Annotated in this window: 10 protein-coding genes; 4 read left to right on the forward strand and 6 right to left on the reverse strand. The window is 52.5% G+C overall.

Annotation, left to right across the window (positions count from 1 at the left end):
* The first annotated feature begins 42 nt into the window (after nucleotides 1–42).
* The 3 genes from DCC81_RS05990 to DCC81_RS06000 are packed head-to-tail and all read left to right on the forward strand — an operon-like array spanning nucleotide 43 to nucleotide 2,988.
* The gene (locus DCC81_RS05990) at nucleotides 43–972 is read left to right on the forward strand and encodes an ABC transporter ATP-binding protein (RefSeq protein ID WP_108685658.1); all 930 of its coding nucleotides are present in this window, start codon (nucleotides 43–45) and stop codon (nucleotides 970–972) included.
* 31 nt (nucleotides 973–1,003) lie between these two features.
* Nucleotides 1,004–2,308, forward strand: a complete 1,305-nt coding sequence (locus DCC81_RS05995; protein WP_108685659.1) for an ABC transporter permease — start codon at nucleotides 1,004–1,006, stop codon at nucleotides 2,306–2,308.
* 5 nt (nucleotides 2,309–2,313) lie between these two features.
* Entirely contained in the window at nucleotides 2,314–2,988 is a 675-nt protein-coding gene (locus DCC81_RS06000; RefSeq protein ID WP_133177564.1) for a hypothetical protein, read from the forward strand.
* 33 nt (nucleotides 2,989–3,021) lie between these two features.
* On the opposite strand, the gene DCC81_RS06005 is transcribed toward DCC81_RS06000, so the two are convergent.
* Nucleotides 3,022–3,969, reverse strand: a complete 948-nt coding sequence (locus DCC81_RS06005; RefSeq protein WP_108685661.1) for an NAD(P)H-dependent flavin oxidoreductase — start codon at nucleotides 3,967–3,969, stop codon at nucleotides 3,022–3,024.
* A 118-nt stretch (nucleotides 3,970–4,087) separates the two neighbouring features.
* On the reverse strand, nucleotides 4,088–5,074 hold the full coding sequence (locus DCC81_RS06010; RefSeq protein WP_108685662.1) for a sugar phosphate nucleotidyltransferase: 987 nt from the start codon (nucleotides 5,072–5,074) through the stop codon (nucleotides 4,088–4,090).
* Nucleotides 5,075–5,274: 200 nt separating this feature from the next.
* Between DCC81_RS06010 and DCC81_RS06015 the strand changes: the two genes are divergently transcribed.
* Nucleotides 5,275–6,552 carry a serine hydroxymethyltransferase gene (locus DCC81_RS06015; protein ID WP_108686483.1) on the forward strand — a complete coding sequence of 426 codons (1,278 nt, stop codon included), beginning with the start codon at nucleotides 5,275–5,277 and terminating at the stop codon, nucleotides 6,550–6,552.
* A 138-nt stretch (nucleotides 6,553–6,690) separates the two neighbouring features.
* Here the strand turns inward: DCC81_RS06015 and DCC81_RS06020 are convergent, their stop codons facing one another.
* The 4 genes from DCC81_RS06020 to secA form a co-directional block, all read right to left on the reverse strand.
* Entirely contained in the window at nucleotides 6,691–7,866 is a 1,176-nt protein-coding gene (locus DCC81_RS06020) for a M20 metallopeptidase family protein (protein WP_108685663.1), read from the reverse strand.
* Nucleotides 7,856–8,302: an SPOR domain-containing protein gene (locus DCC81_RS06025; RefSeq protein WP_108685664.1), complete on the reverse strand. Its 447-nt coding sequence runs from the start codon at nucleotides 8,300–8,302 to the stop codon at nucleotides 7,856–7,858. Before DCC81_RS06025 ends, DCC81_RS06020 begins: the two co-directional genes overlap by 11 nt.
* 42 nt (nucleotides 8,303–8,344) lie before the next feature.
* Entirely contained in the window at nucleotides 8,345–9,019 is a 675-nt protein-coding gene (gene deoC, locus DCC81_RS06030) for a deoxyribose-phosphate aldolase (protein WP_108685665.1), read from the reverse strand.
* 228 nt (nucleotides 9,020–9,247) lie between these two features.
* Nucleotides 9,248–12,586: a preprotein translocase subunit SecA gene (secA, locus tag DCC81_RS06035; protein WP_108685666.1), complete on the reverse strand. Its 3,339-nt coding sequence runs from the start codon at nucleotides 12,584–12,586 to the stop codon at nucleotides 9,248–9,250.
* Between the last annotated feature and the right edge of the window lie 527 nt (nucleotides 12,587–13,113).

The following is a 13,113-nucleotide window of genomic DNA, read 5'->3' on the forward strand; positions in this document are numbered from 1 at the left end:
GCTTTGTATTATCTTCCCTTTTATATCCACAAAGCCACGACTATGCATTTGCTCCAGGTATCCCACCTCAAAAAATACTACGCAACCCATAAGGCAGTAGACGATATCAGCTTTGACATTCCTTCCGGTAGCATCTTTGGATTACTGGGCCCTAACGGTGCCGGGAAAACGACATTGCTGCGCATGATCACCGGCATCATCTTCCCGGATGAGGGCCGGATCACATTTGATGGGCATCCTTACCATGCCCTGGAAAACAGTGGCAGCATTGGTTACATGCCCGAAGAACGGGGGCTGTACAAGAAAATGAAGGTAGAAGAGCAGGTGCAATACCTGGCCCGGTTAAAAGGGCTGAGCAGCGGCGAAGCCAACGCGCAGATAAACTATTGGTTCAATAAATTTGACATCAACAACTGGCGGCACAAGAAGATTGAAGAACTGAGCAAGGGCATGCACCAGAAAGTACAGTTTATCTCCACTATTGTGCACAAGCCCAAACTGCTCATCCTTGATGAGCCCTTCTCCGGCCTGGACCCCATCAATGCTAATCTTATCAAGGACGAGATCTTCCAACTGGCAAAGGATGGCACCACTATCATTTTCTCCACGCACCGCATGGGCGAGGTGGAAGAGATCTGCAGCAGTATTGTGCTGATCAACCAGGGGAAGAAGATCCTGGATGGCGCGGTAAACCAGATCAAGCAGGACTTCAAGGAAGGGCTTTACAAGATCGGCTTCAATGGCCCGGTAAATTTTGCACACATGGCCACCTATCATTTTGAACTGGTACGCCAGCAGGGCAATGAATATATTGTCCGTAAAAACCGCGACAGTACTACCAATGAGATCCTGAACCATTTCATCCGCCAGGATGTACAGGTAAATCATTTTGAAGAGATCCTGCCCAGCCTTAATGATATTTTCATTCGCCAGGTAAAAGCCATGGACATGCCGGTTCCGGACATGGCGTAAGCATTTATTAACCCTCCAAACTTAAGCACCCATGAATAAAATATGGCTCATCATAAAGCGGGAATACCTTACCCGTGTACGTAAGAAGTCCTTCCTGGTCACCACTTTCCTGGTGCCCGTTTTCTTTGCCGCGCTGATCGTAACACCTGGCCTCATGATGATGGATAAGAGTAACGATGAGCGCATTGCCGTGGTAGATGAAAGTGGCCTGTTCAAAGACCGCCTGCGCGATGCGGATGGCGTGTATTACAAATACCAGCAGGATACCCGCATAGACTCCATCCGCGTGCATTTCAAGGAAAAAGGGTTTACCGGTGTGCTGTACCTGCCTGCTTTTGAAATGGACCGCATCAGTACCCTCAATGTGCAATACTACTCCCAGGGGCAGCCCGGCCTTACCCTGCAGGCAAAGCTGAATAGCGATGTGACAAACGCCGTGGAAGACCTGCGCATGGAAAAAGCTGGCATTGACAAAGAAAAGCTCAACAGCATCCGCACAGATATCCGGGTAACACCGGTAAACGCCGCCGGCCAGCAGGGCAGCGCAGGCGTAGCCTTTGGCGTGGGCTATGGCAGCGGGTTCCTGATCTACATGGTGCTCATCCTCTTTGGCATGCAGGTAATGCGGGGGGTGTCTGAAGAAAAGACCAGCCGCATAGCGGAAGTGATGATCTCCAGTGTAAAACCTTTCCAGTTGATGATGGGCAAGATCCTGGGCGTGGGTGCAGTAGGCCTCACGCAGTTCCTCATCTGGATAGGCCTCACCACGTTCTTCTGGACCCTGGCGCTGCCGGCCATCTTAGGTCATGCCGCTGCAGATGCAGCGGTGGCCAGCTCCCCGCAAATGGCTAATATGCAGCAGATGATGCACCACATTGGCGATGGCATGAAGGCTGTGAATGCGCCCCTGCTCATTGTTTGCTTTGTGTTCTATTTCCTGGGCGGTTACTTGTTTTATGCAGCCTTGTTTGCGGCCGTGGGAAGCCTTGTAAACGAAGATGCAAACGAGGCCCAGTCCATGACATTGCCGGTGACCATGCCAGTGATCGTGGCATTGTTTATCATGTTCAAAGCAGTCAGCAAACCTACCAGTGCACTGGCGGTTTGGGGCAGTATTATTCCCTTCACCTCACCGGTGGTGATGATGGCCAGGCTGCCTTATGGCATGCCTGGTACGGTAACGTGGGTACAATTGATCTTATCCATGCTGTTACTGATACTGGGTTTCCTGGGTACTACCTGGGTGGCGGGCAAGATCTACCGCACCGGCATTTTGATGTACGGTAAAAAGATCACCTGGGGCGAGGCGGTGAAATGGATCTTCCGGAAAAGTTAGTACCGATGAAACGATTAATTGTGTTATGCCTGTTGCTTTGTGGTGCTGGCCAGGCAATGGCCCAGTCTATGGGCCGGATGGCCAGGCGGAATACGTCCGTGGACATTTCCACTACCGTGGAGAACCGCCAGCAGCGCAGCTTTGCTAATGTGCTGCTCATTGGCACGGGCAACTATTTCAGCCGCAATACCTGGCAGCATATCTGCATGCAATTGCAGGACCGGCTGAAGGCTTATCATATTGCAGCCCGCTATCAATACCTGAGCCGCGATTCCATGGAGGCCAAACGCCAATATGCGCAGCTTATGCAGGAAAATAAATTTGACGCGGTAGTATGGTTTGCCTGCGATGGGCAGGCCCACCTGAGTGAACTGCTGCACCAGCCTTCGTATATGGATGCCTACGGCAATGCCTGGGGCGGTGGCACGATAAAGCGCCCGGCTACAGACCAGGATTCCTCCCTGGCCTTGAATGGAGAAAGGGGCGATAACCTGCTCAACGAGCAGCGCTGGATGCTGACGGTATATACACCAGGGCCGGATGCTGCGGTGGTATGGGCCGCGGATATGACCACCCGGGTGATGGAGCTCAATGAGAAATCATACCGGAAGGTGACTGACGCGTTGCTGGCGCAGATGGAAAAGAATCAGATATTGCCCGTAACGGAGGCTAAGAAATAAAACGGAGGCGGCGGGAAACCTCCCGCCGCCTTTTTATACCAGCAGGCTACCTATGCGCCGGGTAGTCGCTGCAAATTCATCCCAGATCTCCTGCACCACTTCGGCGGCCGGTTTTATCTGCCCGATGAGCGCACATACCTGTCCTATTTCCAGTTCCCCTTCTTCCAGGTTGCCTTCAAACATGCCGGCTTTGGCGCGTGCGCGGCCCAGCAGGTTTTTGAGTGCTTCGGGGCTGGCCCCTGCATCTTCAGCCGTTTTTACGGCGTCGTAAAAATGATTTTTGAGCAGGCGCACCGGTGTCAGTTTTTTCAGCGCCACCATGGTATCACCTTCCTTGGCCGCCACCACCGCCTGTTTGAAGTGCTCATGCGATGATGCTTCCGGTGTGGCTACAAAGCGGCTGCCCACCTGCACGCCTTCTGCCCCCAGTGCAAAAGCCGCTGCCATAGCTTTTCCCGAGCCAATGCCGCCTGCGGCAATCAGCGGGATCTTTAACTGTGCGGCCACGCCGGGGATCAGCACCAGGGTGGTGGTTTCCTCGCGCCCGTTATGCCCGCCGGCTTCAAAGCCTTCCGCTACCACGGCATCCACGCCGGCAGCCTCGCTTTTCAGGGCAAACGCCGTACTGGATACCACGTGCACCACGGTGATGCCCGCTGCTTTCAGCACCGGTGTCCAGGTTTTGGGATTGCCTGCGGAAGTAAATACGATGGGAACTTTTTCTTCCACAATGATGCCGATCAGCTGTTCCGTATCCGGGTAGAGTAGTGGCACATTTACGCCAAAGGGCTTACTGGTGGCGCCTTTGCAGGCTTGTATGTGCGCCCGCAGTACATCCGGGTACATGCTGCCTGCGCCAATGATCCCCAGCCCGCCGGCATTGCTGACCGCCGCTGCCAGCCTCCAGCCGCTGGCCCAGATCATCCCTGCCTGGATAATGGGGTATTGGATATGGAATAATTCGGTGATGCGATTTTTCATTGTACAAGGTACAAGGTACAGTATACAAGGTACTTAAAGTTTGTTACACAAATGAGCCCGGGTATGGCGATGTACGGCAGTGCGCAGGCATCAACCGGGAAAGTACACGCTGTACAACTTACCCCAGGTCAATCTCCGTATTATCCCCGATGTTCAAACTCTGGGAAAGCCCGCGGATATTGGCATCCGAACCAATGAGGGAAGATTTGAGCACCACCTCGTGCAGGTTGCTGTAAGAGCCTACGATGGAGTCTTTTACAATGGAGTAATTAACGGTGGTGTTATCGCCGATGGCCACGTTAGGGCCGATGATGGTATTTTTAATATTGCAATTTTCACCAATGCTTACCGGGGGAATGATGATGGTGTTTTCAAAAGCCGGCAGTTCCGCGGGTTTCTGCTTTTTGAGCAGGATGGCATTGGTTTCCAGCAGGGTTTCCTTGCGGCCACAGTCAAACCAGTTGCTCACTTTATACGCCTGCATTTTTACGCCATGGCGGATCATGCATTCCAGGGCGTCGGTGAGCTGGTATTCATCGTGCGATTTGATCTTGTTGTTCACGTTGTCCTGGAGGCAGTCAAACAGCTGCACGGTTTCACGGATCTTATACAGGCCCACCAGCGCCATATTCGATTTGGGGATCTGCGGCTTTTCCACCACGCGGGTGAAGATGTGGTTCTCATCCATTTCGCCCACCCCGAAATTACGGGGATCGTCCACTTTCTTTACGCCCAGCAGGGAATGGGGTGCAGCGATCACTTCCTTGATATTGGACTCCACGATGGTATCACCCAGCACGATCAGCACTTCGTCGTCCTGTACAATACTGCGGGTAAGCAGGATGGCATGACCCGTGCCTTCGCGGCTGGTCTGCTGCACAAAGTGACAGGTGAGTTGCGGGTATTTCTGCTCTACGTAGTGCTGTATTTTTTCACCGAGGTAGCCTACCACGAACACAAATTCCGTGATCCCGGCTTCTACCAGCTGGTCTATGATGATACTGAGAATGGTTTTTCCGGCCAGGGGAATCAGCGCTTTAGGCTGTGTATATGTATGTGGCCGCAGCTTGGTGCCAGCCCCGGCTACGGGTATGATCGCCTTCATTTAGTCGATATGATTTCGTGAAGAAGTGCAGATGACCTCTCAATGACAATGCGGCAAAATTACTAATATTTTATGAATGCCAACGATTGCGGGGCTGGTGAACAGGGCAGATACAACGTTTTAGTGATATAGGACCGGACAGATTTGCCAGGACCTTGCATTTGACCCACCATTACTGTAAATTTGCACAAATTTTCATCATGCAAAGAGATACGCAAATATTTGATATCATCCGTCAGGAACTGGAGCGCCAGCGCCACGGCATTGAATTGATCGCATCAGAAAACTTCACCAGCAGCCAGGTTATGCAGGCTATGGGTAATGTGATGACCAATAAATATGCTGAAGGCTATCCCGGCAGAAGGTATTATGGTGGTTGCGAAGTGGTGGACCTCAGCGAGCAGCTGGCCATCGATCGCGCCAAACAAATATTTGGTGTGGAGTATGCTAACGTGCAGCCCCACTCCGGCGCACAGGCCAATGCGGCCGTGCTGCTGGCCATCCTCAATGCAGGCGATAAGATCCTGGGCCTGGACCTCAGCATGGGGGGCCATCTCACCCACGGTTCCGCGGTAAACTTCTCCGGTAAGCTGTATGAGCCTCACTTCTACGGCGTGAACAAAGAAACCGGCCTGGTTGAATACGATAAAATGGAAGAAGTGGCCAAGCGTGAAAAGCCAAAGGTGATCATCTGTGGTGCTTCCGCTTACAGCCGCGATTGGGATTATAAACGCATCCGCGAAATTGCAGACAGCGTAGGCGCTTTTGTAATGGCAGACATTGCACACCCTGCAGGGCTGATCGCAAAAGGCCTGCTGAACTCCCCGTTTGAGCATTGCCATTTTGTAACCACCACCACCCACAAGACACTGCGCGGGCCCCGTGGCGGTATGATCATGATGGGCAAGGATTTTGAAAATCCCTTTGGCCTCAAAACACCCAAAGGCGAAGTGCGCATGATGAGCAACCTGCTGGATATGGCCGTATTCCCCGGCATACAGGGCGGCCCGCTGGAGCACGTAATTGCTGCCAAGGCCGTATCTTTCTTCGAGATCCTCTCCGACGATTATACTGTTTACGCAAAACAGATCCTGAAAAATGCACAGGCCATGTCCAAACACTTCCTGGACAAGGGCTACCAGATCGTATCCGGCGGTACAGACAACCACCTGATGCTGATAGACCTGCGCAACAAGAACATCTCCGGTAAGAAAGCGGAGCAAACGCTGGTAAAAGCAGACATCACCATCAACAAGAACATGGTGCCTTTTGATGACAAGTCTCCCTTCGTTACTTCCGGTATCCGTATTGGCGTCCCGGCTATCACCACCCGTGGCCTGAAAGAAGAGCACATGGGCCAGATCGTAACCTGGATAGACCAGCTGATCATGGACAGTGATAACGAAACCACCATCGCCAAAGTACGCGGTGATGTGAATGCGTTTATGAAACAGTTCCCGCTGTATCCTGAAATGTAATGCAGTGGATGCTACATATTGGAAGCGGCCTGCCTTTGCGCAGGCCGTTTTTTTATGCATGCCATTGGCCGCAGGCCCCAAAAAAAAGCTGCCAGTGGGTACCGGCAGCATTTTGCAGTAAGTAAAGCCAATATGATTTTAAAAGCTGGCAGCCAGGAAAGCCATGGTACCCATGCCGTATTCAATGGCATTTTCATCAATGTCGAATGTGGGCGTGTGCACGCCAGAGTGGATGCCACGGGCCACATTGCCGGTACCCAGGCGGAAGAAGCAGGCAGGGATTTCCTGGGAGTAAAAGGCAAAGTCTTCCGCTCCCATGCGCAGCTCTGTGTCCTGCACATGGTCTGCTCCCATGTAATCCGATGCCAGTGCACGGGCGCGGGCCGTTACTGCTTCATTATTGTACAGGCAGGGATAGCCTACCAGGATGTCAATGTCAATTTCAGCGCCCATGGCGTGCACTAGTTCTATTGCCTGTTTGCGGATCAGTTCATGTGCCTTGAAGCGCCAGGTTTCATCCATCGCCCTGAAAGTGCCCATCAGCTTCACTTCCGAGGGGATCACGTTTGTAGTGTAGCCACCGTTGAACGCGCAGATGGAAAGCACGGACGGGGAGAAGGGGTTGTTATTGCGACTGATGATCTGCTGCAGGCTTACTACCAGGTGGGATGCCACGAGGATAGTGTCTACCGTGAGGTGGGGCTGTGCCGCGTGGCCGCCTTTTCCTTTGATGGTGATGTAGATTTCATCTGCGCTGGCCATGTATTTACCATCGCGGAAGCCGAGCAGGCCGGTTTCCATGCTGGGCTGCACGTGCATGCCCAGGATCGCGTCCGGGCGCGGGTTTTCGAGCACACCTTCTGCTATCATGAGGCTGGCCCCTCCGGGATGTTTTTCTTCACCGGGCTGGAAGATCACGCGCACCGTACCTTCAAACTCCTGGCGCAGTTCCTGCAAAATGCGGGTGGCGCCCAGGATGCAGGTAGTATGCACATCATGGCCACAGGCGTGCATCACGCCGGGATTGAGTGATCTGTAGGGCACATCATTGGCTTCCGTGATGGGAAGCGCATCCATGTCTGCACGGATGGCAATGGTCCTGGACCCCGGATTGCGGCCTTCGATCGTAGCTACGATGCCCGTACCGGCTACGTTTGCTGTATAGGACACCCCATATTCATCCAGCTTCCCGCGTACGAAAGCGGCGGTTTGATATTCCTGGAACGACAGCTCCGGGTGGGCGTGGATGTGGCGGCGTATGTCGATGAAGGCAGGGGCGTATTGTTTTGCGAGTGCCTGTATCTTATTCTTCATTGGTCGTAGGTTCTTTATCGGCGGTCAGGTTGATCAGGGTGGGTACCACGAATACGCTGCCACCTACGCTGCTGCTGATCTTATCACGGAGGTCTGTGGCTTCATCGCGGCTTTTGAAATCCCCGACACGCACTTTAAAATAGGGTGCGTTATAATCCAGGTAGGTGCGGTATTGGGGAAACTGCTGCATTATTTTCGCTTTCATATCATTGGCCTCCCCGCGTTTGTTGGTAGAGAGCACCTGCACCCGGAAACCAGGCTGGTTACGGATAGCAAGGTTATTGATGTAGATCTGCTTGCGGATCATTATATCAATGCGGGCGTCTTTCACAACGGGTGGGTTGGCAGCGATCACCGGGGTGGTATTGTCCTGTGCGGCGGCCACCAGGGTGGCGCCCATGAGTAAACCGAGGATCGCAAAACATTTTATCATCATGATGGTTACATTTTGAAGTAGCGCAAAAGATGCGGGTGTAGGTTAGTAGCTGCTGTTATTGCCGGCGGGCTGCTGCTCCACGATGGCTACGCTGCTGCTGGCTCCAATACGGGTGGCGCCTGCGGCAATGAGTTGCTGTACAAATTCATACGTGCGGATGCCGCCGGAAGCCTTGATCTGGATATTGGCAGGCAGGTGGGCACGCATGAGTTGTACCGCTTCCACAGATGCACCTTTTTCGGCATAGCCGGTGGAGGTTTTTACAAAATCCACCTGGTAGCGGGCACAGATCTCACAGCATTTGATGATCTCTTCATCAGAGAGTATGCCGCTTTCTATGATCACCTTGATCACTTTTTGTTTGGCATGGATGAGGGCTGTGAGCGCCTGGATCTCTTTTTCAAGATAGGCCCAGTCGGCATTGCGGATGGCAATAAGATTGGCCACCATATCCAGTTCATCGGCGCCGTCTACAATGGCCAGTACGGCTTCGGCCACTTTGGCTTCAATGGCGGAGTATCCGAATGGGAAACCCAGTACAGTGGCGGTTTTTACGCGGGTTTGCTCCAGCAGTTGTTTAGACAGGCGCACAAAGGGCGGGGGCACGCATACGGCTGCAAAGTTGTACGCAGCGGCATCACCGCAGAGCTTCACGATCTCATCGCGGGTGGTGGTAGGTTTTAAGATGGTATGGTCAATGTATCTGTTGACTTGCATAGCGCAAATTTAGCCTAAAGAAGGGAAAGGAGGAGGGCAATTTTGAGGGTGCAGGAATGGGAGGGTGTTTTGCAGGAATGGAGGGATGGATATTTCGTGACTGGCAGGGAGATGGCGTGTCATAATGAAAGCGTTAAAAAAATTGGTAATGTAAGTGGGTGGCGTAAAAAAAGAGCAAACACCTCGCAGTGTTTGCTCTTTTTCATTTATTTCATCCAGGGTGCAGGATCATGCATCCTTTCCATGGCATTGCTTGTACTTCTTACCACTACCGCAAGGGCAGGGATCATTACGGCCGATGCGAGGGCCCGCTTTTACCGGCTCTGTTCTTTCCGGCTCGGGGTTGTGATACGCAGGTGCTGCTACGCTGGCAGTACCGGCCGCATTCAGCTCTTCGTGTGAAGTTCTCATCTTGCTCATATCCGTACGCTTTTCAGGGCGAGCTTCCTTTACGGCTTCTGCCTGCATTACCGCTTCTTCTTCCTGTTGGTGACGGCGGTGGTGCAGTTCACAACGGGTCAGGAAGGATACGATCTGGCCATTGGTCTCCACGTTCATCTGTTTGAACAGTTCAAACGCTTCCAGTTTATAAACCAGCAGCGGGTCACGCTGTTCGTATACGGCACTTTGTACGGATTGTTTCAGGTCATCCATGGCGCGCAGGTGCTCTTTCCAGGACTCATCTATCAGGGCCAGGGTGATGGAGCGCTCCAGGGCTGCTCTTACTTCCTGTCCTTTGGTCTCTACCACGCGGGCTATGTTTGCCACTACACCCATGCCTTTCCGGCCGTCTGTAAATTCGATGGCGATATTGGTAGCACGGTGGCCTTTATCATGGGCCACTGCTTCCAGCGTGGGCCACATGTATTCCACCATGTTATTGGACTTGCGTTCGTATTGCTCCGTAGCTTCGTTATACAGCCTGGTGGCGAGGGACGGGGCATCTGTTCTTGACAGTTCTTCCTGGGTAATAGTAGTGTCCAGGGAGAAGTTGATGATCACATCACGTTTAAAGGCGTCAAAATCGCCGGTGTCTTTATGCATCACCACCAGGTTCTCTGCTACGCTGTAGAACGCATTGTCAATATCAATGGCCAGGCGCTCTCCAAACAGGGCGTGGTTACGCTTGGCGTAGATCACGGTGCGCTGCTTGTTCATCACGTCGTCATACTCCAGCAGGCGCTTACGGATGCCGAAGTTGTTTTCTTCCACTTTCTTCTGCGCACGTTCAATAGACTTACTGATCATGCTGTGCTGGATCACTTCTCCTTCTTTGTAGCCCATGCGGTCCATCATACCGGCTATGCGGTCAGAGCCAAACATGCGCATCAGGTCATCTTCCAGTGATACGAAGAACTGGGAGGTACCGGGATCGCCCTGGCGGCCGGCACGGCCACGCAACTGACGGTCTACACGGCGGCTTTCATGCCGTTCCGTACCAATGATGGCCAGGCCACCCGCTTCTTTTACGCCGGGCCCCAGCTTGATATCCGTACCACGACCCGCCATATTGGTAGCGATGGTCACCGCGCCGGCCAGCCCCGCTTCAGATACGATCTGTGCTTCACGGGCATGCTGTTTGGCATTCAGTACGTTGTGGGGTATTTTTTCCAGCTGCAGCATCCTGCTCAGTAACTCGGATACTTCCACGGAGGTGGTACCTACCAGCACCGGGCGGCCTTTGGCCTGCAGTTGTTTTATTTCTTCAATTACTGCCCGGTATTTATCGCGCTTGGTTTTGTATACCAGGTCTTCTGCATCTATACGGGAAACAGGCAGGTTAGTGGGAATGGTTACCACATCCAGCTTGTAGATCTCCCAGAATTCGCCCGCTTCCGTGGTAGCCGTACCGGTCATACCGCCCAGCTTGTGGTACATACGGAAAAAGTTCTGCAGGGTAATGGTGGCAAATGTTTGGGTGGCAGCTTCCACTTTCACATTTTCCTTGGCTTCAATGGCCTGGTGCAGGCCATCAGAATAGCGGCGTCCGTCCAGGATACGGCCGGTCTGCTCATCCACGATCTTCACTTTACCATCCATCACTACGTACTCCACGTCTTTTTCAAACAGAGTGTACGCTTTCAGCAATTGCTGGATAGAGTGGATGCGGTCGGATTTCTGGGCAAAGTCCTGCAGGAGGGTATCCTTGCGTTGCAGTTTTTCTTCCGCGCTGATGTCCAGTTTCTCAATCTCTGCGATCTCGAAACCTACGTCCGGCATAATGAAGAAGTTGGCGTCTTCACCAGATTGGGTAATGAGGGCCAGGCCTTTTTCGGTAAGGTCTACGCTGTTATTTTTTTCATCGATGTGGAAATAAAGTTCCGCATCAACTTTGGGCATTTCACGTTGCTGGTCGGCAATGTAGTAGTTCTCTGCTTTTTGCAGCAGTACTTTGATACCGGGCTCACTGAGGTATTTGATCAGGGCGCTGTTCTTGGGCAGGCCTCTCCAGGCGCGCATCAGTGCCAGGCCGCCGGTCTTGGGGTCGTCCTTGCCTTCGCTGATCAGTTTTTTGGCTTCTACCAGGAACTGCTGTGTTACGCGTTTCTGTGCATCCACCAGGCGCTGGATGCGGGGCTTCAGTTCATGGAACTCCTGTTCATCGCCTTTGGGAATAGGGCCGGAAATAATGAGGGGGGTACGCGCATCATCGATCAATACGCTATCCACTTCATCCACCATGGCAAAGTGGTGCTTGCGCTGCACCATTTCATCCGGGTTGTGCACCATGTTATCACGGAGGTAGTCAAAACCAAATTCGTTATTGGTACCGTAGGTGATATCCGCCAGGTAAGCATTGCGGCGTTCCGTGGAGTTGGAGGGATGTTTATCTATACAATCTACGGTAATACCGAGGAATTCGAAGATGGGGCCGTTCCATTCAGAGTCACGGCGGGCCAGGTAATCGTTCACCGTTACGATGTGCACGCCTTCACCGGCCAGTGCATTCAGGTAAGCCGGGAGGGTGGATACCAGGGTTTTACCTTCACCCGTGGCCATTTCGGAGATCTTACCCTGGTGCAGGGTGATACCGCCTATCAGCTGTACATCATAGTGTACCATGTTCCAGGTTACATCCTGGCCGGCGGCTTTCCAGCTGTTGTTGTAGGTCACTTTGTCACCTACCACGTTGATATAATCTTTATTCACTGCCAGGGCCCGGTCCAGTTCTGTAGCGGTGGCGGTGAGCTGGGTATTTTCCTTGAAGCGGCGGCTGGTTTCCTTTACCACGGCAAAGGCCTGGGGCAGGAGCTCATTGAGCACCTCTTCAATTTTTTTATCGCGGTCTTTCCGGAGCTTGTCAATTTCCTGGTATACCGCGTCTTTATCGGCTATGTTTTCGGCCTCATCGGCGGTAGCCTTGCGGCTCGCTATTTCAGTGTCAATGTCCGTCAGGTACTCCTGGATGCGGGTACGGAACTCCTGCGTTTTGTTGCGCAGTTCATCAATAGACAAGGATTGCAGTTTGGCATATTCCTCATTGATCTGCGCCACAACCGGCATAACGGATTTTATATCCCGCTCGGATTTATGACCACCAAAAAGCTTCGTTAAAAAACCTAACATGTTATTATAAGAATTATCGGATTTAAGTTGGTTGCAGCAGGCAGCTGGAACACGCTACAACAGCAGCAGTCAAATATTATGCTTAACTGGTTGCTTATGCCACCTTGGCAGCAGTGCTGTAAATTCCAGTCCCCGGTTAACAATTTCCAATATGCTGCATGGATTTTTCTACATCAAAACCTGTGGTTGGAAATTGTGTACTTGGAAATTGCCGGCGCCATGGGCGCTGGCTGGGGCGTAAATGTAGGAATATTTTACCGACGGGCGTAGCTAAAAAAGAAATATTAGCATGAGTTTGAATAATAAAAATCCCAATATCATAAAGCCGCCTCCACAGCGGGTTACGGCCCAAAGGCTGGTAGGCCCGGGCAAAACGGCAGGCGGGCCCGCCCGCCATGCGCCCATAACCCGCCGAAAAAGACCGGAAATATGAAAATACTTTTTATAAATTTAAGGCCGCCGGAACGGCCCTTCCTACGGAACCATGCAGCAAAAGGGAACATGCCACCGGCACAAACAGCACGTTA

It is taken from the genome of Chitinophaga parva (genome assembly GCF_003071345.1).
GTDB lineage: Bacteria > Bacteroidota > Bacteroidia > Chitinophagales > Chitinophagaceae > Chitinophaga > Chitinophaga parva.

Bases quoted from the DNA above. Each gene is read 5' to 3' on its own strand.
- deoC (WP_108685665.1), bottom strand. From the start codon at position 9,019: ATGCAAGTCAACAGATACATTGACCATACCATCTTAAAACCTACCACC.
- DCC81_RS06005 (WP_108685661.1), bottom strand. From the start codon at position 3,969: ATGAAAAATCGCATCACCGAATTATTCCATATCCAATACCCCATTATC.
- DCC81_RS06010 (WP_108685662.1), bottom strand. From the start codon at position 5,074: ATGAAGGCGATCATACCCGTAGCCGGGGCTGGCACCAAGCTGCGGCCA.
- DCC81_RS06015 (WP_108686483.1), top strand. From the start codon at position 5,275: ATGCAAAGAGATACGCAAATATTTGATATCATCCGTCAGGAACTGGAG.
- DCC81_RS05995 (WP_108685659.1), top strand. From the start codon at position 1,004: ATGAATAAAATATGGCTCATCATAAAGCGGGAATACCTTACCCGTGTA.
- DCC81_RS06025 (WP_108685664.1), bottom strand. From the start codon at position 8,302: ATGATGATAAAATGTTTTGCGATCCTCGGTTTACTCATGGGCGCCACC.
- DCC81_RS06020 (WP_108685663.1), bottom strand. From the start codon at position 7,866: ATGAAGAATAAGATACAGGCACTCGCAAAACAATACGCCCCTGCCTTC.
- DCC81_RS06000 (WP_133177564.1), top strand. From the start codon at position 2,314: ATGAAACGATTAATTGTGTTATGCCTGTTGCTTTGTGGTGCTGGCCAG.
- DCC81_RS05990 (WP_108685658.1), top strand. From the start codon at position 43: ATGCATTTGCTCCAGGTATCCCACCTCAAAAAATACTACGCAACCCAT.
- secA (WP_108685666.1), bottom strand. From the start codon at position 12,586: ATGTTAGGTTTTTTAACGAAGCTTTTTGGTGGTCATAAATCCGAGCGG.